The following is a 22,865-nucleotide window of genomic DNA, read 5'->3' on the forward strand; positions in this document are numbered from 1 at the left end:
CGGATCTTTCCGCGCCATTCCATCCCCTGGCGTTACACAGATTGTTACACATAATAAGGGGCATGTTGCGCGAGCAAGGTCAATAGGAGGTTCAAAATGCTAAAAAGGTGGGTTGCAGGGGCGCCAGTTGGCGGAGGAAGTGGGATTCGAACCCACGGTGAGCTTGCACCCACGCCGGTTTTCAAGACCGGTGCCTTAAACCGCTCGGCCATTCCTCCATCGTGATTTTTCAACCACTTGGGTAGCGCGGGGGCCAACCCGTTTGGCCTGTTGGCACCGGATTGGCACCGAAGGCGCTCCCGGCTGGTTCACGCCTCATTCCTGTAAAGCGGCATTGAGGGCTGCGTCAACCACCGCTGCGTCGCTTCCTGCTGTCCTGGGCAGACTCTGAGCTTGTCGGGATCGAGCACCGGGACCATCGCGGTCCAATGGTGCATGAAGAAGAAGCCCGCCGCGGGCGTTGCCCGAGATTGTGAGGCGCTGCAGTGCTTCCATGCAGCGCCCCAGGCAAGGGCGCAGTCCAGCTATCGCCAGAACCATCCTTGCAACCGGGCGGGGCGGGTTAATCCCTATAGGTCAACCTCTTGGGAGAGCTGCGGCATTTCCCCAAAAAATTCAGTTCGCCAAGGGAACAGCTGCTCGTGAGGAAGGCCGAAGCTGCAAATCGGCTCCGGCCTGCGTGTTCCTCAGTCTTTGCAGCTTTCGTCCGCCTTTGCCGCCGCGGCCTTATCACCATGCTGCTGCGCCTCAATGTCCTGCTGCGAGGTTGCAAGATTCTTGTCGCCGCCGCCTTCGGCGCCCGCCAACGGCATCGTGGCGCCATCCTTGGCGGCTGGCTTGCCCGCGCTATCCGACGCTTTCGGGGTCTCTAAAGGCGCATGAGTTCCATCTTTCGAAATACCGGCGGTCTGTTCGGAATCCGTCCCTGCGTTGGAAGCCGACTTGTCCGGGCATGCGGCGATCGCAGACCCGGCAGAAAGTGACATTGCGATCGCGATTGTCAATGAAGCCATTTTCATCATGCTCGTCCTTCTGTTCGAGTGCCCTGCGGAAGAAACTAGCGGCGCATTTCTTTGTTCCGACGGTCGGTCCGCTGCCCGTCAAAGCTTGGTCAACGGCAGGCATGGGCGGCAGGAGCGAAGCCAGGCTCTCTGTGGCAGAGGGCATCACATCTCTCGCGTGGAAGCACGAAAACCGTTACTTTTCAGAAGGCTTTCACGGTGGAGACGCCACAATCTTGCCCGGTTGCAGCCACAATCGGTTAATACCGTGATAAGCAATTCCTGCGCACAAAGGATCGGGGTTCAAAGGCGTCGTTGTATTGGTCGGGTGAGTGTTTCGGCTTCTTCGACGGTTGGACACGACGTCTAGGTCAAGACTGAAGGGGACATCAGGAAAATGCAGGCTGTGACGCAACCGCGTCTTCGTCGCGCTGCTGCAGTCGCGTTGTTCGCCATGTCGGCCGCCTTGCTGGCGGCTTGTGCGTCGCAGCACGAGCCGAAAGCGATGGTCTACAAGAAGACCCGCTCCAAAGAATATTTCGCCGAATCCGAATATGGCGTGAAGGCAAGCCCGCGTGTGATCTCCCAGAATGGGCGCATCCAACGTGGCGGCGGCAGGGATCAGCTCGGCAAACCCTATCAGGTCCGCGGCAAGTGGTATTACCCCCGGGAAGACAAGCGCTACGCCAAGGTCGGCCTGGCCTCCTGGTATGGCGACGCCTTCCATGGCCGGCTTACCGCCAATGGCGAAGTCTACGACATGACCCATCTAACGGCGGCGCACCCGACCATGCCGCTGCCGAGCTATGCCCGCGTCACCAATCTCAAGACCGGCAGTTCGGTCATCGTTCGCGTCAACGATCGCGGCCCATATCACGAAGGCCGCATCATCGATGTCTCGGAGCGCGCTGCCCAGATGCTTGACTATGCCAACACCGGCACCGCTCAGGTGAAGGTCGAATATGTCGGCCGCGCGCCGCTCGACGGCGATGACGACCAGTATCTGATGGCTTCCTACCATCCCGGCAACAGGGCGCCAGACCCGTCGGATGGACTGCCGACCGGCGTCATGGTCGCCATGAACGGGCCGTCGCCAAGCCTGCCTGCGGGCGCCGCCGCCGTGCCGTTTCCGGGCCAGTTGACCGATTCCGGCGCTGTCCAGCCGGTCATGTCGACGCAGTCCTCGGCCTATGGCGATCTGGCGCTTCCGGATTTCGGCCCGATCGTGCCGGAGCGCCCGCAGATCAATCTGCCGCCGCAATCACCGTTTGCCGTGGCCTCGCTGTCCTATGCCGACGAGCGGGTCGAACGCGCCTCAAATGCCTTCGCCGCAATGGGTGGCGACGGCATGTCGCCGGCCGACGTGCTCCAATCGTGGAAGCGGCAGCCGCCACCGGCCGGTCCGTCCACCGACTACGTTGCTGCCGGTTCGTTCGAGGATGCCGGAGAAGCCAAGCGTATTGCCGCTCAGCTTGCCGCCTTCGGCAAGATCGAGATCCAGCGTTCGGAACTCGACGGCGAGGATTGGTATTCGGTCAATCTCTATCCCGATGGCCATCACAACCTGGATGATTTGCTGCAGGCTGCCTGGTCGCATGGCGCTCCCGATGCGCTGGCTGTGCGCAACTGAGCACAAGCCAGGCTGGATTTCCGCTACGCGGTTGATCCGCCGTGCAAAAAGCCCGATACTTTTTGCGGGCTTGCCGGCGGTGCCGGCCAACGGGTCGAACATCATGCAATTGCGCTTGCTCCCGCTCGCCGGGCTTCTGGTTTTTGGCCTGCTGCTGTTTTTCCAGGCTCCGGCCGGTGCGCAGCTGTTCGAGACCAAGGCCGCACAGGCCTTCATGATCGACGCCGAGACCGGGACGGTGCTGTTTTCCAAGGATGCCGACAAGCCGATACCGCCGGCCTCGATGGCCAAGCTGATGACCATGGAAGTGGTTTTCAACGCCATCAAGTCCGGTCGCCTGAAGCTCGACGATACGTTCGTTGTCAGCGAAAACGCCTGGCGCAAGGGTGGCGCGCCTTCGGGAACATCGACAATGTTCGCCAAGCTCAAGTCGTCGATCCGGCTCGAAGACCTGATTCAGGGCGTGACCGTGCAGGCGGCCAATGACGGCTGCATCGTCATCGCCGAAGGCATGTCGGGATCCGAGGACAATTTTGCCGCGCAGATGACCGAACGGGCCCGCCAGATCGGCCTCAAGACGTCGACTTTCGTCAATTCGACCGGCCTGCCGGCGGATGGCCAACAGACGACCATGCGCGAGCTGGCGCAGCTCGCCCTGCACCTGTGGCGCGATTATCCGGATCTCTATCGCTATTACAGCCAGAAGGATTTCACCTGGAACAAGATCTCACAGAGGAACCGCAATCCGCTGCTGGCGATGGACATCGGCGCCGACGGCCTGGCGGTCGGTGCGAGCGAGGCAGCCGGTTTCGGCATCGTCGGTTCGCTCAGCCACAATGGTACCCGCGTGATCGCGGCGATGAGCGGGCTGGCCTCGGACAAGGAGCGCGCCGAGGAAGCGCGAAAGCTGCTCGACTGGGGTGTCCGCTCGTTCGAGAAGACTGAAATTTTCGCCAAGGACGAGGTGGTTGGAGAAGCCCAGGTTTTCGGCGGAGCGAAATCCGGGGTGACGCTGAAGGCCAAGGGTCCGATCGACATTTTCCTGCCGATCACCAACCGCGACAAGCTGACGGCCAGGATCGTCTACAACGGCCCGGTTGCTGCACCGGTGGAGGAGGGGCAGCCGGTGGGTGCGCTGCGCGTCTGGATCGGCGATACGCTCAGCCAGGAGACACCGCTTTTCGCCGCCGAATCGATCGGCGTCGGCACGCTGCCGCAGCGCGCACTCGATGCCGTCAAGGAACTGGCGGTCGGCTGGCTGCGATAACGCATATCACTCAAAACCAGCCATGGTTTTGGGGGCGACTGCACAAGGGCAAAAATTGACGGCATGGACGTTTGGCCGAACGCGGACTATCTAGAGCGCTACAATCCCATTCAGCCATGGACAAGAAGGCCTCTCGGTTGGCACGCGGTTTTTTCATCACCTTCGAAGGCGGCGAGGGGGCAGGCAAGTCGACGCAGATCGAGCGGCTGGCCAGGAAGATGCGCGCCAAGAAATACGATGTGCTGCTTACCCGCGAACCCGGCGGCTCGCCGGGCGCCGAAGCCGTCAGGCATGTGCTGCTTTCGGGCGCGGCCGAACCGTTCGGACCGAAGATGGAAGCGCTGCTTTTCGCCGCCGCGCGATCCGATCATGTCGAGCAGCTCATCCGGCCGGCGGTCGAGCGTGGTTCCATCGTGCTTTGCGACCGCTTCCTCGATTCCTCGCGCGTCTACCAGGGCGTCACCGGCGGCATCGATTCGGCGTTCATGGATGCGCTGGAGCAGGTCGCCATCAACGGCATGATGCCGGACATGACGCTGATCTTCGACATCGATCCGGCGGAAGGCCTGAGGCGCGCAACGCTGCGGCGCGGCACCGAGGCAGTCGCCGACCGCTTCGAAAAGGAGACGCTGGCGATCCATCAGGCCCGCCGCGAGGCGTTTCTGGCGATCGCCAAGGCCGAGCCGGAGCGCTGCATCGTCGTCGACGCAGCCGCCGAGCCCGACGCGGTCGAGAACGTCGTCACCGCGGCGGTGTTCGCGGCACTGGCGGCGAGAACGCCGGCACGCGACAGGCAGGCAACGCCGGCATGATCTTCGAACGCATCGCACCCGAGCAGCACGACACGCTCGACGGCGTGCCGGAGCCCTCCGAAACGCCCGTTCTGGTCGGGCATAGCCAAGCTGCAGGCGTGCTCACCGCCGCTTATCGTGCGGGCAAGCTGCCGCATGCGCTGATCTTCTCCGGGCCAGTCGGCATCGGCAAGGCGACGCTCGCCTTCCACCTTGCGCATCATCTGCTGAAGCACCCGGATTTTGCGCAGGCGCCGGAAAGCCTTGCCACTGCCGATCCGGCTTCGTCGCTGTTTCGCCAGATCGCCACCGGGGCGCATCCTTCCGTGCTGCATCTGACCCGGCCGCTGAACGACAAGACCAAGAGTTTCAAGACAGTCGTCACCGTCGATGAGATACGCAAGGTCAGCCGCTTCCTGTCGCTGACCTCGCACGACGGCAGCTATCGGGTCGTCATCGTCGACCCCGCCGATGACATGAACACCAATGCGGCCAATGCGTTGCTGAAAAATCTTGAAGAGCCGCCGGCACGGACTCTGTTCATCCTGATTGTCCACGCGCCGGGCAGCCTGCTGCCGACGATCCGGTCGCGCTGTCAGGTGGTGCGATTGAACCCGCTCGACGCCGACGACCTGATGACGGTGCTGGAAACGACCGAGCCCGCGCCGCCTGACGATCCGGCGGCTCGCGCGGCACTGGTCGGGCGGGCAGGGGGCAGCGCCCGGAACGCGATCCTGTTGACGCAGTATGGCGGGCTGGAGATCGCCTCCACGCTCGACGCTCTGGTCACCGGCAGAAAGAGCGATGTCGGCGGCGCGTTTCGCCTCGCCGAAGCCGTGGCTGGCCGCGATCAGGCGATCCAGTTCGATATCTTCAACCGCCGGGCGCTGGACCTGTTGTCGGACGCGGCAAGTCAGGCAGCACTGGCGGGCGATCTCGCACGGGCCAAAACGTTGTCCGACACTTGGCATGAGGCGCTGGACGCTATATCTGAGACCGATACCTACAATCTCGACAAGAAGCAGCACGCCCTGATCATGATCGACCGCCTGAATTCTGCAATGCGAATGTGACTGGGTTTCCTGGATCGGGATGGCAAATGCTGCCTCGATACGATATCCACCGCCACGCCTTTCCATTCAGACATTCATGACGGTTCCTTCATGTCACGCGACAAGTTCTACATCACCACCCCGATCTTTTATCCGAACGGCAAGCCGCATATCGGCCACGCCTATACGGTCATTGCAACCGACGCCCTGGCACGCTTCCAGCGCCTGGACGGCAAGGACGTCTTCTTCCTGACCGGTACCGACGAACACGGCCTGAAGATGCAGCAAACGGCCGAGAAGGAAGGCATAACGCCGCTGGCGCTGGCCGACCGCAATTCGGCGATTTTCCGCGCGATGACCGAGGCGATGGGTGGCTCGAACGACGACTACATCCGCACGACGGAACCGCGCCACTACGAATCCTGTCAGGCGATCTGGAAGGCGATGGCCGCCAATGGCGACATCTATCTCGACCGTTATAGCGGTTGGTATTCGGTGCGCCAGGAAGCCTATTTCGACGAGAGCGAGACGACGCTCGGCGAGGATGGCGTGCGTCGCGAACCGCTCGGCTCGCCCGTCGAATGGAACGAGGAAGAAAGCTATTTCTTTCGGCTTTCCGCCTATCAGGAAAAATTGCTGGCCCTTTATGAGAGCCAGCCAGACTTTATCGGTCCCACCGAGCGCCGCAACGAGGTGCTCAGCTTCGTCAAGTCCGGGCTGAAGGATCTGTCGATCTCGCGCACCACCTTCAAATGGGGCGTGCCGGTGCCCGGCGACGACAAACATGTGATGTATGTCTGGGTCGACGCGTTGACCAACTACATCACCGCCGCCGGCTATCCCGACACAAAGGCCGAGCAATGGCGCTATTGGCCGGCCACGCACATCATCGGCAAGGACATTGTCCGCTTCCATGCGGTCTATTGGCCGGCATTTCTGATGTCGGCGGGCATTGAGTTGCCGAGCCGCGTTTTCGCGCATGGCTTCCTGTTCAACCGCGGCGAGAAGATGTCGAAATCGGTTGGCAACGTCGTGGATCCATTCGCGATGGTCGAGCACTACGGCCTCGACCAGGTGCGCTACTTCTTCCTGCGCGAGGTGCCCTTCGGCAACGACGGCAGCTACAGCCATGACGCGATCGTCAACCGCACCAATGCCGATCTTGCCAACGGCCTCGGCAACCTTGCGCAACGCTCGCTGTCGATGATCGCCAAGAACTGCGGCGGCGTGGTGCCGCAGCGCGGCGACCTGACGGATGCAGACAGAGCAATCCTGGATCAGGCCGTCGCCGCTCTCGACATCGCGCGCAAGGCGATGGCCGAGCAGGGCATCCATCTGGCGCTGGCGGCGATCTTCGGCGTGGTGGCGGAAGCCGATCGCTACTTTGCCGGCGAGGCACCATGGGCGTTGAAAAAGACCAACCCTGCGCGCATGGAAACGGTGCTGTGGACGACCGCCGAAGTCGTGCGCCGCGTGGCGGTACTGTGTCAACCCTTCACTCCGGGATCGGCCGCGAAACTGCTCGACCTGTTGGCGGTGCCGGCGGAGAGCCGCGCTTTCGCGCATGTCCATGCTGACCATGCGCTGGTGCCCGGCACTGCGTTGCCCGTACCGGAAGGGGTGTTTCCACGTTATGTCGAACAGCCGGACGCGAACGTCTGATGCTCGTCGACAGTCACTGCCATCTCGACTTTCCCGACTTCGCCGAGGAGCGGGCGGCCATCGTCGCCCGCGCGTTAGCCGCCGGAATCGACCGTATGGTGACGATCTCGACACGCGTGAGGCGGTTTCCGCAAGTACTTGAGATCGCTGAAACTTTCGACGAAGTCTATTGCTCTGTCGGCACTCATCCGCACAATGCGGCCGAAGAGCTGGATATCACGGTCGAGGAGCTTGTGCGGCTATCCGCGCACCCGAAAGTGGTGGCCATCGGCGAGGCCGGGCTGGACTACTTCTACGACAAAGCGCCCCGCGATGCGCAGGCGCAAGGCTTTCGCACCCACATATCAGCCGCGCGCGAGACCGGCCTACCGCTGGTCATCCATTCGCGCGACGCCGACGACGACATGGCAGCGATCCTCAAGGCCGAAACGGGGAAGGGCGCCTTCCCCTTCATCCTGCATTGCTTTTCTTCCGGACATCGGCTCGCCGAAATTGGCGTCGCTCTCGGCGGCTACGTGTCGTTCTCGGGTATCCTCACCTTCAAGAATTCAGCTGAGTTGCGCGCCATTGCCGCCGATGTGCCGCATGACCGGCTGCTGGTCGAAACCGACGCGCCCTATCTGGCGCCCGTGCCGTTTCGCGGCAAACGCAACGAGCCCGCCTATGTCGCGCACACGGCCAAGGTGCTGGCCGAAACCATCGGCGTCAGCGAAGCTGAAATCGCTGATCTGACGACGGATAATTTCTTCCGGCTGTTCGGCAAGATGCCGCGGCCTGTAGAGCAAAGTGCCTGAACGATGACCGACCGGCTGCGCCTCACCATTCTCGGCTGCGGCTCGTCCCCAGGTACGCCGCGCATCACCGGCGACTGGGGCAATTGCGACCCCGACAACCCCAAGAACCGGCGCACGCGTGCCGCCGCACTCGTCGAGCGGATCGCGGCGAACGGCAGCCGCACAACTGTCGTCATCGACACGGGGCCGGATTTTCGGCAGCAGATGCTGCTGGCCGGCGTTAAACGTGTCGATGCGGTCGTCTATACCCACCCGCATGCCGACCACATCCATGGCATCGACGATCTGCGCGGTTTCGTTCTCGATCAGCGCCAACTGATCGACGTCCATGCCGACAGGGCGACGATGCTTCGGTTGCGGGAAGCGTTCGGATACTGTTTCGAGACGCCGCAAGGCAGTTCCTATCCGCCGATCGTCAGGCCGCATCTCATCGACCACACCAGGCCGGTGGTCATCGAAGGAGAGGGGGGTACCCTCACCCTTGAGCCGCTGCCGCAGATCCACGGCGACATCGTATCGCTCGGTTTCCGCATTGGCGGTCTCGCCTATTGTCCCGACATCAGCGACTTTCCGGAACCCACCGCCGAACGGCTGCGCGACCTCGACGTGCTGATCATCGACGCGCTGCAGTACCGGACGCATCCCAGTCACCTGTCCCTTGGCGAAGCGCTTGAATGGATCGAGCGGCTGGCGCCGATACATGCGGTGTTGACACATATGCACGTGCCGCTCGACTACGCCACGGTGATGGCCGAGACACCCGCCAACGTCGAGCCGGCCTATGATGGGATGGCGATTGAAATCCCTTACGAATCAGCGTGATGCGAATAGACTTTCATACAGGCTTTCGGTTCATTGGTGCGAATATCAGCAGCGTTCCGATCCGTTCGTAGCCCATCCGGGGATAAAGCAGAGCCCCGGCGTGGGTTGCAGCCAGCACCGAGCACCTCGACCCACGCGCCCGATCGTCGTGCAACATTTTCGACATCAAAGCCTGGCCAATGCCGCGACGCCGGTGCGAAGGCTCGACATACATGCTCGAACACCACGTGGCTTCCACGGCATCCAAGCTGCGCACGCGCCCAACGATATCGGCGCCATCGACTGCCACATACTGGCGCAACGGCGCGCTGTCGCCGAGCAAATGATCCGGGATCGGCTGTCTGCGGATGATCTTTCCCAACTGCGCCGCCGCCCGTTCGGCTGTCTGCACGCGTTCGACCGAAGCAACCGCAACCGCTGGCGGGCTCGGAATCCGGACAATCGGCTCAAGCCTATGAGAATCAGCGGCAATTTCCAGTTCTTGACCGATGCGTTAGTTCCATAATCTATCTTATGCGACTTTTGGATGCGGCGGCAATAGCAATAGAGTGTATGCGTCGTGACGGCTTTGCTTCGTGGGAGCCAAAATGAATTGGTGGTTCCAACGCGCGGCTGTCGGCGGCGTGCTCGACCCCATGTCAGTTGGGGCGATCAGGCTCCCTATTCCAGAATAACGGTGGCTTCCACCTCGAAAAGCATGGGGTCGATTGCAAGCTTGGGAACGGGAACCAGTGTCTGCGCCGGCAACGCCTCGCCGAACATGTCCTTGACGTTCCTGGTTAACACATCGAGCTTGGACATGTCGTGGTCGACCACGAAGACCGTGAGCTTCGCCACCTGATCCGGCTTGGCGCCGATGCCCCCGAGCGCCGCATGCAAATTTGCGTAGGCCTGCTTAACCTGGACGGCGAAATCGGGTGACAAGGCTCCTGTGCTGTCTTGGCCGCCCTGCCCGGAAATGTAGGCAATCCGAGCTCCGCGCGGTGCGATCACGGCGGTGCTGTAGCCATTCGGCGACGGGTCGTAGAGCGTCTGTGGATTGATGATGGTCAGCTTGAACTCGTTCGCCGGCGACGCAGTGGGAACTGCAATGGTCATGATGATTAGCCCTCCGATAAGCAGATGCTTGATTGCGCGTGACATGATTTCTCCTGGCTCTGCTGACTGCGAATAACGCACTCGCCGCCGGCATGAACTTTAAACCAGATCGCTCATACGATGAATCGTGCGATGTACGAGTTGTCGTATGGTACATCGTACTAGTCAAGCGATCAGCGTCGACATTCCTGACGGTGCCTGCCAAAATCGACGTTCGGCCAGCAAGGAAGACAGATGGCAGCCAAACCCCGCAGTGCCACCAAACGATCGCAACGGACAAAGCTTCAACCCATCCAGGAGGCGAGCAGCGAGCCGCCGCTGTCTCGAGAGCGTATCGTGGCGATCGCCGTGGAACTGCTGGACGCCCAGGGCATAGACGGATTGACAATGCGTCGGCTGGCCGATCGCCTCGGCTCGGGTGTGATGAGCCTGTATTGGCACGTTGACAACAAGGAGGATGTCTTTGATCTAGCACTCGATTCGGTGCTCGAACATCGCAGATCGCCTGAAACAGGTGAGTCTCCGGACTGGCGTGGAGACGTCGTTCATATGCTCGAAGACTGGCGCGCCAGAATGTTGCGCCATCCTTGGTCGGCATCGCTGTTGCCGCGCCGGGCGCTCGGCCCGAACATTCTCAGCCGCCTGGAAATGTTGAGCAAGACCTTGTCCAGAGCCGGTGTTGCCGACGCGAATCTGAACGCCGCGATATGGTCGCTCTGGAATTATGTGATGGGCGCCACCCTCACCCGGGCAAGCTTCGACCTCTCGGAAGAAGACAGGGCAGCCGCACAGCAGCGTCTTACACACCTCAGCGAACACTACCCGACAATCGAACGCTCTCGTCTGCTGTTGGACAACGATTGGGATGGCGCCTTCCGAAAAGGCCTCGACTTCCTGCTCGATGGGCTGTCGCCAAGATAGAATTCCGGCGGCTACGCCCGGAGTAGACCGGATGGCGCTGCTTTGCCAGTTTGACGCAATAGCTTCCCAATCCACATCATCACGTTTGGCTCGCCGCCAAGGCGGCGCAGGCAGCGGGCAAGCCCCGGTGCTCGATCCCATCGCGGCGGTGGCTGGCGCGGCTGCATTGCAGCTGAATTGGTGCAGCTGGCGATGTCGTCGTTACGCGTTGCCAAACGCTGGCCGGAATCCTCTCGGCAAGTCGATCTTTTGCGCAAACCTTTTTGCCTGACATGCGTTGTTTCCTCTCCAAGCCAAGGAGACGATCATGCAGATGAAGTCAGAAATAGCCGGTGAAGCGGCCAAGCAGCGCCATATCCAACGTGGCGTCGATGCCAAGGACAAATCGAAAGGCGGTGGGAAGCAGCAAGGCGCCATGCAGGCTGGCGCCCGTGAATATCCCGAGCCCCCCTTCCCCGAGCAACATCAGCCCAAACCGGGGCACGAATGGGCGCTAGAGCCGGAGCCGCTGTACGATGCGCCGTACTATCTCGGATCGAAAAAACTCGACCAAAAGGTAGCACTCATCACGGGCGGCGATTCCGGCATCGGCCGCTCGGTGGCGGTGTTGTTCGCCCGCGAGGGCGCCGACGTCGCGATCGTCTATCTGGCCGAGGACAAGGATGCTGAAGAGACCAAATCAGCGGTGGAAAAGGAGGGACGACGCTGCATCCTGGTCAAGGCCGATGTCAGCGAACGCAGCCACTGCCACAAGGCGGTCATGGAGACCGTTGAAAAATTCGGTCGCATCGACGTGCTGGTCAACAACGCTGCGTTCCAGATCCATTCCAGCGATTTCGGCGAGCTGACCGAAGAACATTTCGACACGACGCTGAAGACCAATCTTTACGGCTATTTTCATATGGCGCAGGAAGCGGTGCCGCACATGAAGCCAGGTTCGGCGATCATCAACACCGGTTCGGTAACCGGTATCGACGGTTCAAAACAACTGGTCGACTATTCGATGACCAAGGGCGGCATCCATGCCTTCACGCGGGCCCTGTCGGGCAATCTCATCGGCAAGGGCATAAGGGTGAATGCGGTCGCACCGGGTCCGGTGTGGACGCCGCTCAATCCGTCGGACAAGGAAGCCGACGACGTCTCGAAATTCGGCGCGGACACGCCAATGAAACGACCCGCGCAACCGGAAGAACTCGCGCCGGCCTATGTGTTCCTCGCTTCGCCGCATTGCTCGAGCTACATCACCGGCGAAATCTTGCCGGTCGTCGGAGGGTACTGAGGATGGGGAGGGTACTGAGGATGGCCGGAATGAAATCCATGAGCAAGGAGTAGGATGGATGGGCCGTCTGCTTTTCATGGTGGCGCTCACTTGTGTAGCGTACCGCATCTACACGGAAATCGCAGGATCTGCTCGGCATGCGCCGCAGGATGACGATGAGGCGCTGCGCAAGCAATCAACGGCCTTGGGCGTCGACCCGTCTCGCTGACGGAGTGGAAACCTGCCAGCAATCCGGCCGGCCGAGTTACCAGCCGGCCGGATTGCAGCCCTATTCGGCTGCCTGCAGGTTGATCTTGCTTTCCGCCATTTCGGTGAGCTTGCGATCTGTCGCCTGTTCTTCCCTCAGGTTCTTGGCCAGCACATTGGCGCAGTCGGTGCGGCCGAGTTGCTTGGCCCAGGCGATGAGCGTCCCGTAGCGGGTCATCTCATAGTGTTCGACGGCCTGCGCCGAAGCAATCAGCGCCGCGTCGAGAACCTCCTTGTCATCGACGTCACCGCTCACATCGTCGGCCTCCTCGAGAATACCGTCGATTGCCGGACAGTTGACCTCCTTGGCCTTGACGCCATGCAACTCAAACACCTGTTCGACGCGCTCGATATGGCCTCTCGTCTGGTCGAGGTGTTTTTCAAATCCGGCTTTCAATTGCGGGTCGGTTGCCTTGTCGATCATCTTCGGCAGCGCCTTCTCGATCTGCTTTTCGGCGTAATAGATGTCGCGCAGCGTGTGCACGAAGAGATCGTCGAGTGTCTTGATGTCCTTCGAAAAGAAGCCCATGGCCTTACCTTTCATTGCGCTTGGTGTGGATTTCGGCGACGGGGTTTGCACGCCGCCAGCAAAGACCGGGACGGTTCCCGGCTTGTCTGGTCAACGTACCGGCACCGAAGGAGTTCCTGATTTCCGAGGGCGAACCGCCCCTCCTCCACCTACGATCCGGTCGGTGGGGAGCCTTTGTCTCGATCACACGTTCTAGCCACAGGGCAACCGGAACGAGAAGGGTCGGCGGAATGTATTTCATTGCATTGGCGGCAGACTATGACGGCACGCTGGCTCATGATGGGATCGTCGCCAAGAAGACGCTCGCCGCGCTTGAGCGGTTCAAGAAAAGCGGCCGCAAGCTGGTTCTCGTCACCGGGCGTGAACTGCCCGATCTCAAGCGCGTCTTTCCCGAGCTTAGCCTCTTCGACAAGGTCGTCGCTGAGAATGGCGCGATGATCTACACGCCGGCCAGCGAGGAAGAGCGGGTGATCGCCCCATCGCCCGAGCCCAAATTCGTCGCCAGATTGAAGCGGCAGGGCGTCAAGCCGCTTTCGGTCGGGCGATCGATCGTCGCGACCTGGGAACCCCATCAGGCGACCGTGCTCGATATCATCAAGAAGATGGGTCTCGAACTGGAAATCATCTTCAACAAGGGCGCGGTGATGATCCTGCCGAGCGGCATCAACAAAGCCACCGGGCTCGCTGCGGCCCTTCAGGACCTTCGACTTTCGCCGCACAACGTCGTCGGCGTCGGCGACGCCGAGAACGACCACGCGTTCCTGCAAGCCTGTGGCTGCAGCGCCGCCGTCGACAATGCAATTCCGGCGGTCAAGGATACAGCCAACCTGGTCATGCGTGGCGCCCGCGGCAAGGGCGTGGAGCAATTGATCGCAAAGCTGATAAAGCGTGATCACGCGATAGTGCCGAAGCGCCATGACGGCATCGTTCTTGGGTCGTCTGGCGGCGATGATGTCTACCTGTCGCCGAGCGACACGATCCTCATTGCCGGGAGTTCCGGCATTGGTAAATCCACCTTGGCCACCGCGCTGACGGAACGCTTCGTCGAAAGTGGTTTTCAGTTCTGCGTCTTCGATCCCGAAGGCGACTATGACGGCCTCGAAGGCGCCGTTCGCCTGGGAGACGGCTCAAGCGCGCCGACAAAGGCGCAGGTGCTGGATCTGATCGCCAAGGCCGACAGCAACATTGTCGTCAACGGATTGGCCCTGCGCGTCGACGAGAGGCCGGATTTCTTTGCCGACCTGCTGCCTGGCCTGAGCAGTTTCCGCCGGCGCACCGCGAGACCGCACTGGCTCGTCATCGATGAAGCGCACCATCTTCTGCCCAAGCGGCGCGACGATACGCGGGCGGTCCTTTCATTGGAATTGCCGGGCACAATCTTGATCACCGTTCACCCCGAGGCGATCTCGACAGACGCCTTGCGCCTTGTGACAGCCATCATTGCGCTTGGCCCCAAGGCGAAGGACGTGGTGAAGGTCTTCTGCAAGGAGACTGGCATTGAGCCGCCAAAGGACATCCCCAGCCCCAAGGGCGCGCGCGTGCTGTTCTGGCGGCCGCAGGCGGGCAAGAAAGTCAAGACGGTCAAGGTGGTGGAACCACGTCAGTCACTCAAGCGGCACAGCCGGAAATATGCCGAAGGCCAGCTCGACGAAGCCGGCAGCTTCTATTTCCATGGCCCTGACAATGCGATGAACCTCAGGGCTCACAATCTGATGATCTTCGCTCAGATCGCCGAGGGCATAGACGACAAGACTTGGGAGTTTCACTTGCGCACCGGCGACTATTCCAAATGGTTTCGCCATCAGATCAGGGACAAGGACCTGGCGCGCGAAACCGCCGAGGCGGAAGAGGACAAGACCCTGTCGGCGCAGGAGAGCCGCAAGCGGGTGCTTGACGCTGTGCGCCGACGTTACACGGCTCCGGCCACAGCCCCGGAGTGACACTCGAGAGCCAAGGCAACTAAGCTATCGCTGCACGCGAAAACTTTTTCAGTCAGGCAACGCCGCCACCGCGACAATCGATGTCGGCTTGCGCAAGCGCTGCAATCCCGATCACCTCGGAGGGCGGCGGGTTGTTATAGCTGCAGTGCTTCGGGCAATGCTCGGCAAAGAACTCGTCCCGTACGTCGAGACGAAAATTGGGTGAACTTAGAACGCCGCCATCGGGAAATGGCCCCTTGATGAAGAAGGTCAGCCGGATGAGATAGTCGAGCGCGCTGCCGAGTTCTTCCAGATCTGATTTGATGTTCGCCAAAATTGCGCGCCACTGTGCCGCCGCATCGCCAGGGAAGCCCCCTCCTCTCTTTCCGGCAGGATCGTAATTCTCGGCGGTTGCGGTATTTCCGCAGAGGTAGACAAATCCCTTTGCTCCGGTGACGACCGTGCCTTTTCCCCACGGCATCAACCTGCCGTTTTTGAATTTCCTATGGGTTACGAGTTCCATGCTCCGTCCAGAGCTCTTGATCGTCAGCCTATCAAATTATCTATTCTGATCGGCAGATCGCGAATGCGCTTGCCGGTGGCATGATAGACGGCACTCGCCACGGCAGCAGCCGTTCCGACATTGCCGAGTTCGCCCAAGCCCTTGACGCCGGCAGGATTGACCTGGTGGTCGATTTCGGGGACCAGGATAACGTCGACCTGTTTGATGTCGGCGTTGACCGGCACGAGATAGTCCTGCAGGTCGCGATTCACGTAGCGCGCGTGTCGCTGATCAATTTCCGTGGCCTCGTGCAACGCTTGGCCAATGCCCCAGATCATGCCACCTATCAGCTGGCTGCGCGCGGTGCGCGTGTTCATGATGCGCCCGGCAGCGAAGGCTCCGACCATGCGCGGCACCCGGATTTCGCGTGTATAGCTGTTGATGCGCACTTCGACGAACTCGGCGCCAAACGCATATTTGACCGAATCTTCGTCGTTCTCTCCACCATGAAACTCCGATTGTCCGGCATAGAGTTTCCTCAGGGCTTCAGGCGAAGAACCCTTCGGCGCAAACTCGGCATATTCTTCGATGGCGCCGACTTGCATGGCCTTGAAGACATCGGCCAGCTTGGCGGACTTGCCGGTCTCGGTGACGACCTCTTCGTCCTTCAAATCCAGCTTCGCATTGGCCGAACCTGCCAGCGGAGCCCCCTTGCCCGCAGCGGCGGCAAACAGTTTTTCGCGTATCGCGTCGCAGGCTTTCATGACCGCGGAGCAGACGCTGGCGGTCGAGATCGATCCGCCCGACACGGGAGCCGGCGGCAAGGCACTGTCGCCCATCTCCACGCTGATCTTGTCCATGCCGACCCCCAGCCTTTCGGCCGCCATTTGGCCGGCGATGGTGCGAACGCCGGTGCCAATTTCATGGGAGCCGCACTGGACCCGAACCTCGCCATCCGCGGTGAGACGAACCCGGGCCGCGCAAGGTGCGGCGGCAGTCGGATAGATTGCCGTCGCACAGCCCATTCCGACCAGCCAATCGCCGTCGCGCATCGAGCCGACCCTGGGATCGCGCTTCGACCAGCCAAAGGCCTCGGACGCCTGGTCGTAGCACTTGATGAGTGAGCGGCTGGAAAATGGCTTGCCTCCGATCGGCTCCTTCTCCGGTTCATTGATGCGACGAAACTCGACAGGATCCATACCGAGGGCCACGGCCATTTCGTCCATGGCGTTTTCCAGCGCGTAGACATAAGGCGTCTCCGGCGGCGATCGCATGTAGCCAGGCGTGTTGCGGTCGGCATGAACCAGCGAAACATGCGTCAGAACGGAGCCGTAATCGTACATGCGCGCGGTGGCGGACGTGCCGCCGACGACATAAGGGTCCGGGCGTGACGTCACCTCCCAGGCCTCATGTCCGAACGCCGTGATGCGGCCGTCCTTGCCGGCGCCCATGCGGATCCGATGCCGCGTTTCGGCGCGATAGGTCTGCGTACCGAAGGCTTGCATGCGATTGACGACGCAGCGAACCGGCCGGCCGATGCGCCGCGCCGCGACGGCAACGATAGCAGTGCGTGCCGTCATCGGCCCCTTGGAGCCGAAGGCGCCGCCGATATAGGGACTGACGATCCGCACATTGGCCGGATCGAGCTTCAGTTGGCGTGCCAGTTCCACCTTCCAGCCCGTAACGTTTTGACTGGGTTCGTGTATCGTCAACTGGTCGCCCTGCCATATGGCGGTGGTCGAAAACAGCTCGATCGGATTATGATGCTGGGTCGGCGTCGAATATTTTTCGTCGATCTTCACCGTCGCATCCGCCCAAGCGGCGTCGAAGTCACCGGCCTTCGCATCCTCCTTGAACATCGGGCTTTTGCCGGCAGCCGGTTCCATCTTCACGCCCTTGGAATCAAAGCTGGCGCTGGGCCGTTCGTCCTCATAGTCGGCGCGGACCAACATCGCTGCCTCCTCCGCCGCCTCGAAGGTTTCAGCGACCACCAGAGCGATGATCTGACCATCGTGAAAAACCGTCTTGTCGTGCAAGGGCCCAATCGAACTTGCACCGGTGTTGCCGAATTTCGGCATGTCGGTCTTGTCCAGATCGCCATAGGTGACGATGTCCAGCACACCGGGTACGGCATTGGCGTCTTTCGTGTGAAGTTCGGAAACCTTGCCCCGGGCAATGCTGCTGGTGGCAAGGGCACCGTAGGCGACGTTGGCCGTAACGATGTCGGCGGGATAGCCGGCTTGTCCGGTAACTTTTAGCCGGGCGTCAATGCGAACAACGGGATCGCCCTGGTTTTCCCTTGGAGCGGGTGCAGCTTGGTTCATGGCTCAGCCCTTCATATCCCGGGTTTCGAGCAGCGCCCGCACCAGCGTGCGCTTGCCGAGCGGTATCTTGAATGCGTTATGCTCGCGCGGTCTGGCATCGGCGAAAGCAGCCTCGGCGGCCTCCTGCGCCGTGGCTTCGTCAAGCACTTTGCCCTGTAGCGCGTCCTCTGCTTCGCGCGCACGCCACGGCACCGTCGCCACTCCGCCAAGCGCAATGCGCGCACTCCTTACCGTCTCGCCATCCATGTCGAGCGCGACAGCCGCGGACGCCAGCGCAAACGCGTAGGATTCGCGATCGCGTATCTTCAGATAGCGCGACCGGCTGCTCCACTGTGCCAGCGGCACTTCGATGGCGGTAATGAGCTCGTCGGCGGCCAGATCCGTCTCGATGTCGGGCGTTTCGCCCGGCCGTTTATGCAGCTTGGCAAAAGTGAGCGTGCGCCTTCCCCGCGGACCTTCGACATCGACGGTGGCGTCCAGCGCAACCAGCGCCTGCGCGAAATCGCCGTGATACGTGGCAATACAGGCATCGCTCGTACCCAGCACGGCATGCTGGCGATTGGACCCTTCCATCGCAGCGCAGCCGGAGCCCGGTTCGCGCTTGTTGCACGGCCAAGATATCTCTCGAAAATACTCGCAGCGCGTACGTTGCAGCACATTGCCGCCCAGGCTCGCCATGTTGCGAAGCTGACCGCTGGCAGCGAATTTCAAGCTGTCGGCGAGGACCGGGCAACGGCGCCTGACATCATTGTTGTCGGCTGCTTCACCCATACGGACCAGCGCACCAAACCGGATCTTATCATCGTCTATCCTGATCTGCCGCAAGGCCGGCTCGGCAAGAGTGTTGAGGTCGAGCAGTCGCTCCGGCCGCGCGACACCGAGCTTCATGTAGTCGGCCAGATTGGTGCCGCCGACGATGAACTGCGTGTCGGCGCCGGTTGGCGGAACATGCACGGCATCGGGACGGGACGCCATGGCGATTGCCGTGGAGACGCTGGTTGGTCTTTCATATACGAACGGGCGCATCCTAAGCCCTCCTGGTCTCGTCGCGTGCCTGAACGATCGCCGCAACGATGTTGGGATAGGCCGCGCAGCGACATAGATTGCCGCTCATATATTCGCGAATATCATCTTCCGATCCAGCATGGCCTTCGTTGATGCAACCGATGGCGGACATGATCTGACCCGGTGTGCAATAGCCGCATTGAAAGGCATCGTGGTCGACGAAGGCCTGCTGGACCGGATGCAGGTCCCCGTCCGCCGAAGCCAGGCCTTCCACCGTTGTGATCTCCCGGCCCTGGTTCATGACGGCAAAGCTCAAGCACGACAGTACCCGCTTTCCGTCGATCAGCACCGTGCAGGCACCACACTGACCGTGATCGCAACCTTTCTTGGTGCCGGTCAGGCCGACATGGTCGCGCAGCGCGTCAAGCAGGCTGGTTCGATTGTCGAGCGCGAGGTTGTAGGTCTGCTTGTTGATACGCATCGAAACCGCCGACAAATCGCGCGGTTCGGCCGGTTTTGCGGACGCGGGCTGGGCAGCTCTCGTTGGGGAATTCACAAGCGGCATCACCGCCGCCGCCGAAACAGAGGCCGTCATGAACATGCGTCTGCTCAAGCCGCTGGAAATTTTGGCATCGGACATGGCTGGCTCCGGGCTGGCTGGGTCTCAAGCGGCCCAAACCACTCGCGGAGGGCAAAGTTCCCTCCTCACGAGCCTGTGATCCTTTTTCTGCTGGCCGGATCGATGCAATCGGAACCTCCCCGGTCAAGCGATGGTTGTGTGCCAAGAGCCGGAAGGAGGCGATCATGAGCGATGGTCGGCATGGCAAGGACGGCGACAATGGACCTGTATTCTCTGCGGAGCAGGGGAGACAAGGCGAGATCATCCTGCGAACGCGCACCCGTCGGGTCATCTTCATAGCCGGCTTGGTCGGTGTCGTGATCCTGGCCCTCGTCGTGAGGTTGGCAATCGGCTGAACCAATTCCCCTCGCCTGCTGCTGCGCTCTCCCCGGCCCGAAAAGCGTTAGCCTGCGCGCGGCGGTGTTTGGCCATGCCGGGCGATGGCATTGGCTACGCGAACTTCTGTTGGAACCAGCGCGTCAAATCGACGTTCAGCCCTTATTCAATAGGAGCAGGCCATGCCACGAGGCGACAAATCGAAATACACTGACAAGCAGGAGCGTAAGGCCGACCACATTGCCGAAGGCTACGAGAAGCGCGGGGTTTCGGACAAGGAAGCAGAGCGGCGTGCATGGGCTACCGTCAACAAGGACGATGGCGGTGGCAAGAAGGAAGGCGGTTCGGGCCGCGGCAAACACACGGGCCATCTCGCGGCGCACAAAGGCGGTAAAAGCGGCGGCAAGGCATCGGCATCACGGTCTGCCGCAAGCCGATCCGAATCGGCAAAGAAAGCTGCAGCGACCCGCAAGCGCAATGCGGAACACCGCGCCCATTGATCTTGGCGACGGCCTCGGGCCGAACGATGGAAGCACAGGGATGAAATCTCAGCTCGTCAATGAGATCGGCGGACAACGGACATTCGTCGTGGTGCTCGACCCAGGCGAAGAAGCGTTCGCGGCACTGACCGCCTTCGCGGTCGACCAGGAGATCGGCAGTGCGTCCTTGACCGCCATAGGGGCTTTCGAAAAAGCCACCGTGGGCTGGTTTGATCCGACCGCGAAGACCTACCGCAAAATCCCCATCGGCGAACAGTGCGAGGTTCTGAGCGCGATCGGCGATGTTGCACTGGGTGATGATGACAAGCCCAGCCTGCACGTCCATGCGGTGCTTGGATTGAGCGACGGCACCACCCGGGGTGGACATCTGCTTGACGGCATCGTTCGACCAACGCTCGAAATCACCCTGGTGGAAGCGCCCGGTCATCTGCGCCGCAGCAAGCGTCCGGACCTCGGTGTCGCGCTGATCGATCTGGCCGACTGATCTACAGCCCTCTGTCTCGTTCTCACGCTTTTTTGCTCCGCTCAGCAGGCGCTGTGTCCGGCGCAGCTTCCCACCCGAACACGCTGCGCCCGCCAAGCAGATGCGATTGGTCGAATTCTCCCGCGACAATTTCCTTCAGGCTGGGGCCGGTCACGTATCGCTCGACTTGCCGCGACTGATCGTCGAGCCGCCTCAAGGCGCCGATTTCTTCATCGCGACCGAGCTTTGCCTTCTGCACGGCCGACTTCAGAACCCCGATCGTCTCGTCATAGACCTTCAGCGGTACCGGAAATGGATGCCTGTCCTTGCCGCCATGCGCCAGCGAGAAGCGGCCGGGATCGGAAAAACGGCAAGGAGCGCCATGCACCACCTCGGCAACGAGGGCCAGCGCGCGCACTGTGCGTGCGCCGACGCCGGGGACCAGAAGGAGCTCGGCGAAATCGGTGGGACCGCGGTCCGCGGCGGCTGCGATATTGCCGTGTAGGCGATGCATGACGACATCGCTTTCGCGAACGTCATGGTGGGCCGGCATGACCAAATGCGGCAGCAGCGGTTGTTCCGGTTCCTGCCGGCGCGTCGGCTCCGCGCCACGCTCCAATGCCGCCAGCTCGCCCAGGATGCGATCCGGTCCGAGATCCTGCAAAAGGTCAAGTTGCCCTTGGCGGGACGCCTCGGCACGCCGGTCGGTCAGGTTGACGATCTCGCCTTGATTGGCCCCTTCGATGGCGACATGCGGCTGGTCGACAAAACTCTTCAGGCCTTCGGAAATCCAATGGTAGCGGCGCGCCACCTTGCTGTCGCCGTTCATACCTTGCTGCACCACAACCCAGTGACCGTCATCGGCGACGATAAAGCCATGCAGATAGAGATCGAAACCGTCCTGGACGGCGGCGCTGTCGACCTTGGCGACCAGCCGGCTGGCGGTTGCCAGGCCCGCTCCGTCGAAGCCGACGCGTTGGCCGATGGCTTCCAGCTCATGCGGGGTTTTGCGCGAATGCGCGCCGCGGCCACCGCAGACATGAATGCCGAGCTCGCCGGAAAGCGGCGTGAGGCCACGCTTCAAAGCGCCCACGACGCTGGTCGTGATTCCTGACGAGTGCCAATCCATGCCCATGACAGCACCAAAGGACTGGAACCAGAATGGATGCGCCAGCCGCCGCAGCAACTCGTCTCGACCATAGTGATGAATGATCGCCTCGCACATCACAGCGCCAAGACGCGTCATGCGGTCGCCGAGCCATTTTGGCACGCGCCCGCCATGGAGTGGAAGATCAGCACTTCCCGATCGTTGAGTCACGTCCTGCTACCTGTTCTGGTGTCCGTCATTCTCTTAACAGATAGGCAGCCCAACCGCGCAAGGAAGCATGGACACTTCCCACCCGGGCCGGGTTAGCGGACGTCAAGTCCAGTTCGAGAGAACCGTTTCCATCTCAACCGTCTCGACCTGCTGCGCGAAACGTTGGTGGTAAACGGTCAGCAGTGCGTCATGGGTTGCGTCGGAAGAACTGCACAGCGCGTCCGTGACGAGAACCACGCGATAGCCGAAATCGATGGCCCCGAGCACCGTGGCCAGAACGCAAACATCCGTTTCGCCGCCGGTGATGACCAGCGTATCGATGCCGCGCTCCACCAGGAGCGCTCTGAGACGCCCTTCGAACCAGGGCGAGTAGATGTGCTTGTCGACGATCGCCGCTGGCGGGCAGTAGCCGGCTAAAGACGGCAACAGTTCGGTCATTTCGGGCCCGATCGTCTCGATCGTCAGGGAAGCCCAGCGCTCATAATAGCGCTTCCATGTGCCGACGCCCTGCCCCGGCTTCCCGGCGGGCAGGAAGCGTGTAAAGACCGTCTGTGGCGCGCGTCTTTCGACCAGCCTCTCGATCTGCGGGAGAACCCGGGTGATCCAGGGTGTTGCCCATTCGGACGGCTCTGCAAACAGCCGCTGCATATCCACGCAGATATGCATGCATCGATCGCCGAGAGGACCGTATGCCAGCCCCGGCATCGACATCAGCGCTTCTCCAACCGGCGATGCATTTTCCCTGGTTCCTCCCGTTGTCGGCAAAGACACGCAACGCCGCGCGCAA

Annotated in this window: 24 protein-coding genes and 1 tRNA gene; 14 read left to right on the plus strand and 11 right to left on the minus strand. The window is 61.5% G+C overall.

Features of this window, described 5'->3' with window-relative positions; genetic code table 11:
• Positions 1 to 128 precede the first annotated feature (128 nt).
• Together NKJ04_RS24555 and NKJ04_RS24560 are read right to left on the minus strand one after the other, a co-directional pair.
• Positions 129 to 218, minus strand: a tRNA-Ser gene (locus NKJ04_RS24555).
• A 468-nt stretch (positions 219 to 686) separates the two neighbouring features.
• Positions 687 to 1,022, minus strand: a complete 336-nt coding sequence (locus NKJ04_RS24560) for a hypothetical protein (protein WP_023811948.1) — start codon at positions 1,020 to 1,022, stop codon at positions 687 to 689.
• Between the two features lie 376 nt (positions 1,023 to 1,398).
• Between NKJ04_RS24560 and NKJ04_RS24565 the strand changes: the two genes are divergently transcribed.
• The 7 genes from NKJ04_RS24565 to NKJ04_RS24595 all read left to right on the plus strand — a co-directional run bounded on the left by NKJ04_RS24565 (position 1,399) and on the right by NKJ04_RS24595 (position 9,019).
• The gene (locus NKJ04_RS24565) at positions 1,399 to 2,631 is read left to right on the plus strand and encodes a septal ring lytic transglycosylase RlpA family protein (protein ID WP_352677689.1); all 1,233 of its coding nucleotides are present in this window, start codon (positions 1,399 to 1,401) and stop codon (positions 2,629 to 2,631) included.
• 103 nt (positions 2,632 to 2,734) lie between these two features.
• A complete protein-coding gene (locus tag NKJ04_RS24570) occupies positions 2,735 to 3,898 on the plus strand; it encodes a D-alanyl-D-alanine carboxypeptidase family protein (protein ID WP_164892962.1) in 1,164 nt (387 codons plus the stop codon).
• A gap of 137 nt (positions 3,899 to 4,035) precedes the next feature.
• The gene (gene tmk / locus NKJ04_RS24575; protein ID WP_023811951.1) at positions 4,036 to 4,710 is read left to right on the plus strand and encodes a dTMP kinase; all 675 of its coding nucleotides are present in this window, start codon (positions 4,036 to 4,038) and stop codon (positions 4,708 to 4,710) included.
• A complete protein-coding gene (locus NKJ04_RS24580) occupies positions 4,707 to 5,762 on the plus strand; it encodes a DNA polymerase III subunit delta' (protein WP_352441502.1) in 1,056 nt (351 codons plus the stop codon). Before tmk ends, NKJ04_RS24580 begins: the two co-directional genes overlap by 4 nt.
• A 90-nt stretch (positions 5,763 to 5,852) precedes the next feature.
• A complete protein-coding gene (gene metG, locus NKJ04_RS24585) occupies positions 5,853 to 7,403 on the plus strand; it encodes a methionine--tRNA ligase (protein WP_023811953.1) in 1,551 nt (516 codons plus the stop codon).
• Positions 7,403 to 8,197: a TatD family hydrolase gene (locus NKJ04_RS24590; protein WP_352677692.1), complete on the plus strand. Its 795-nt coding sequence runs from the start codon at positions 7,403 to 7,405 to the stop codon at positions 8,195 to 8,197. The genes metG and NKJ04_RS24590 overlap by 1 nt, the downstream gene beginning before the upstream one ends.
• A gap of 3 nt (positions 8,198 to 8,200) precedes the next feature.
• Positions 8,201 to 9,019, plus strand: a complete 819-nt coding sequence (locus tag NKJ04_RS24595) for an MBL fold metallo-hydrolase (RefSeq protein ID WP_023811955.1) — start codon at positions 8,201 to 8,203, stop codon at positions 9,017 to 9,019.
• A 13-nt stretch (positions 9,020 to 9,032) separates the two neighbouring features.
• On the opposite strand, the gene NKJ04_RS24600 is transcribed toward NKJ04_RS24595, so the two are convergent.
• Both NKJ04_RS24600 and NKJ04_RS24605 read right to left on the minus strand, forming a co-directional pair.
• On the minus strand, positions 9,033 to 9,410 hold the full coding sequence (locus NKJ04_RS24600) for a GNAT family N-acetyltransferase (RefSeq protein ID WP_352677694.1): 378 nt from the start codon (positions 9,408 to 9,410) through the stop codon (positions 9,033 to 9,035).
• Between the two features lie 269 nt (positions 9,411 to 9,679).
• Positions 9,680 to 10,162: a RidA family protein gene (locus tag NKJ04_RS24605; protein WP_023811957.1), complete on the minus strand. Its 483-nt coding sequence runs from the start codon at positions 10,160 to 10,162 to the stop codon at positions 9,680 to 9,682.
• A 189-nt stretch (positions 10,163 to 10,351) separates the two neighbouring features.
• Between NKJ04_RS24605 and NKJ04_RS24610 the strand changes: the two genes are divergently transcribed.
• The 3 genes from NKJ04_RS24610 (at position 10,352) to NKJ04_RS24620 (ending at position 12,525) form a co-directional block, all read left to right on the plus strand.
• The gene (locus NKJ04_RS24610) at positions 10,352 to 11,038 is read left to right on the plus strand and encodes a TetR/AcrR family transcriptional regulator C-terminal domain-containing protein (RefSeq protein ID WP_352677696.1); all 687 of its coding nucleotides are present in this window, start codon (positions 10,352 to 10,354) and stop codon (positions 11,036 to 11,038) included.
• Between the two features lie 307 nt (positions 11,039 to 11,345).
• Positions 11,346 to 12,317, plus strand: coding sequence for an SDR family oxidoreductase (locus NKJ04_RS24615; protein WP_023811959.1), 972 nt, complete (start codon positions 11,346 to 11,348; stop codon positions 12,315 to 12,317).
• Positions 12,318 to 12,375: 58 nt separating this feature from the next.
• On the plus strand, positions 12,376 to 12,525 hold the full coding sequence (locus tag NKJ04_RS24620; RefSeq protein WP_023811960.1) for a hypothetical protein: 150 nt from the start codon (positions 12,376 to 12,378) through the stop codon (positions 12,523 to 12,525).
• 60 nt (positions 12,526 to 12,585) lie between these two features.
• Here NKJ04_RS24620 and NKJ04_RS24625 read toward each other — a convergent pair whose 3' ends face one another.
• On the minus strand, positions 12,586 to 13,092 hold the full coding sequence (locus NKJ04_RS24625) for a YciE/YciF ferroxidase family protein (protein WP_023811961.1): 507 nt from the start codon (positions 13,090 to 13,092) through the stop codon (positions 12,586 to 12,588).
• Positions 13,093 to 13,322: 230 nt separating this feature from the next.
• On the opposite strand from NKJ04_RS24625, the gene NKJ04_RS24630 reads away from it, so the two are divergent.
• Positions 13,323 to 15,032, plus strand: coding sequence for an HAD family hydrolase (locus NKJ04_RS24630; protein WP_023811962.1), 1,710 nt, complete (start codon positions 13,323 to 13,325; stop codon positions 15,030 to 15,032).
• A gap of 52 nt (positions 15,033 to 15,084) precedes the next feature.
• Here NKJ04_RS24630 and NKJ04_RS24635 read toward each other — a convergent pair whose 3' ends face one another.
• Genes NKJ04_RS24635 through NKJ04_RS24650 form a run of 4 tightly spaced genes read right to left on the minus strand, consistent with a single transcriptional unit; the run spans position 15,085 to position 19,437 of the window.
• Positions 15,085 to 15,534 (minus strand): RidA family protein, encoded by a 450-nt coding sequence (locus NKJ04_RS24635; protein WP_352677699.1) that lies wholly within the window; start codon positions 15,532 to 15,534, stop codon positions 15,085 to 15,087.
• A 23-nt stretch (positions 15,535 to 15,557) separates the two neighbouring features.
• Positions 15,558 to 17,837 carry a xanthine dehydrogenase family protein molybdopterin-binding subunit gene (locus NKJ04_RS24640; RefSeq protein WP_352677701.1) on the minus strand — a complete coding sequence of 760 codons (2,280 nt, stop codon included), beginning with the start codon at positions 17,835 to 17,837 and terminating at the stop codon, positions 15,558 to 15,560.
• A 3-nt stretch (positions 17,838 to 17,840) separates the two neighbouring features.
• Positions 17,841 to 18,863, minus strand: coding sequence for an FAD binding domain-containing protein (locus tag NKJ04_RS24645; RefSeq protein WP_352441507.1), 1,023 nt, complete (start codon positions 18,861 to 18,863; stop codon positions 17,841 to 17,843).
• Position 18,864: 1 nt separating this feature from the next.
• The gene (locus NKJ04_RS24650) at positions 18,865 to 19,437 is read right to left on the minus strand and encodes a (2Fe-2S)-binding protein (RefSeq protein WP_245273254.1); all 573 of its coding nucleotides are present in this window, start codon (positions 19,435 to 19,437) and stop codon (positions 18,865 to 18,867) included.
• 209 nt (positions 19,438 to 19,646) lie between these two features.
• On the opposite strand from NKJ04_RS24650, the gene NKJ04_RS24655 reads away from it, so the two are divergent.
• The 3 genes from NKJ04_RS24655 to NKJ04_RS24665 all read left to right on the plus strand — a co-directional run bounded on the left by NKJ04_RS24655 (position 19,647) and on the right by NKJ04_RS24665 (position 20,781).
• Positions 19,647 to 19,817 carry a hypothetical protein gene (locus tag NKJ04_RS24655; RefSeq protein WP_352677703.1) on the plus strand — a complete coding sequence of 57 codons (171 nt, stop codon included), beginning with the start codon at positions 19,647 to 19,649 and terminating at the stop codon, positions 19,815 to 19,817.
• Positions 19,818 to 19,979: 162 nt separating this feature from the next.
• The gene (locus NKJ04_RS24660; RefSeq protein ID WP_023811967.1) at positions 19,980 to 20,297 is read left to right on the plus strand and encodes a hypothetical protein; all 318 of its coding nucleotides are present in this window, start codon (positions 19,980 to 19,982) and stop codon (positions 20,295 to 20,297) included.
• 40 nt (positions 20,298 to 20,337) lie between these two features.
• Positions 20,338 to 20,781: a PPC domain-containing DNA-binding protein gene (locus NKJ04_RS24665; protein ID WP_023811968.1), complete on the plus strand. Its 444-nt coding sequence runs from the start codon at positions 20,338 to 20,340 to the stop codon at positions 20,779 to 20,781.
• A gap of 22 nt (positions 20,782 to 20,803) precedes the next feature.
• On the opposite strand, the gene NKJ04_RS24670 is transcribed toward NKJ04_RS24665, so the two are convergent.
• Positions 20,804 to 22,078 carry a DUF763 domain-containing protein gene (locus tag NKJ04_RS24670; protein WP_352677705.1) on the minus strand — a complete coding sequence of 425 codons (1,275 nt, stop codon included), beginning with the start codon at positions 22,076 to 22,078 and terminating at the stop codon, positions 20,804 to 20,806.
• A 102-nt stretch (positions 22,079 to 22,180) separates the two neighbouring features.
• Positions 22,181 to 22,789: a cysteine hydrolase family protein gene (locus NKJ04_RS24675; RefSeq protein ID WP_127294539.1), complete on the minus strand. Its 609-nt coding sequence runs from the start codon at positions 22,787 to 22,789 to the stop codon at positions 22,181 to 22,183.
• Positions 22,790 to 22,865: the final 76 nt, after the last annotated feature.

The sequence above is a fragment of the Mesorhizobium sp. M0618 genome (assembly GCF_040320765.1).
Taxonomy (GTDB): Bacteria; Pseudomonadota; Alphaproteobacteria; order Rhizobiales; family Rhizobiaceae; genus Mesorhizobium.